This is a genomic window from Achromobacter sp. SIMBA_011, from assembly GCF_046535435.1.
GTDB lineage: Bacteria > Pseudomonadota > Gammaproteobacteria > Burkholderiales > Burkholderiaceae_B > Achromobacter > Achromobacter dolens.
In genome coordinates, this window is sequence record NZ_JAWRWN010000385.1 from 1 (window position 1) to 275 (window position 275).

At 71.6% G+C, this 275-nt stretch carries 1 protein-coding gene; it reads right to left on the reverse strand.

The genetic code is table 11. The annotated features are described in order from the left end of the window. Positions 1 to 4: 4 nt before the first annotated feature. Positions 5 to 275 (reverse strand): GatB/YqeY domain-containing protein (locus SB816_RS31390; protein ID WP_410548166.1); only part of this gene is annotated, 271 nt, incomplete at its 5' end.

The following is a 275-nucleotide window of genomic DNA, read 5'->3' on the forward strand; positions in this document are numbered from 1 at the left end:
GGTGTCAGCTGGACAGCGCGGCCTTGACCAGGGCGGAAACGGCCGTCATGTCGGCACGGCCGGCGAGCTTGCCCTTCAGCACGCCCATCACCTTGCCCATGTCCTGCGGGCCGGCTGCGCCCGTGGCGGCGACGGCGGCCTGCACTTCGGCGGCCACCTCGGCGTCCGACAGCTGCGCGGGCATGTACGCGCCCAGCACGTCGAGCTCGGCTTGTTCCTTCGCGACGAGATCGTCGCGGCCGGCGGCCTGGAACTGGCTGATCGAGTCCTTGCGC